Source organism: Veillonella sp. ZSJB6, assembly GCF_051549505.1.
Classification (GTDB): Bacteria; Bacillota; Negativicutes; order Veillonellales; family Veillonellaceae; genus Veillonella.
The window spans coordinates 1-263 of the sequence record NZ_JBPUGE010000076.1; the positions used below are offsets into that span (position 1 = coordinate 1).

Sequence of the window (263 nt, forward strand, 5' to 3'; positions counted from 1 at the left end):
TGTATGTTCGTCGACCATGGCTTGCTCCGTAAAAACGAAGCGGACAGCGTCATGAAGACGTTCGCGGACGGATTTAACATGAAAGTCATCAAAATCGATGCACGTGATCGTTTCATGGCGAAACTAGCCGGCGTCTCAGATCCGGAACAAAAGCGTAAAATCATCGGCAACGAGTTCATCTACGTGTTTGACGAAGAAGCGTCTAAACTTGTGGACATGGACTTCCTTGCCCAAGGTACGCTCTACACGGATATCATCGAGAG

At 48.3% G+C, this 263-nt stretch carries 1 pseudogene; it reads left to right on the top strand.

Annotated elements, in window-relative coordinates:
- Positions 1–78: 78 nt before the first annotated feature.
- Positions 79–263: pseudogene (locus ACSV5T_RS09950) on the top strand (glutamine-hydrolyzing GMP synthase); the annotation flags it as partial.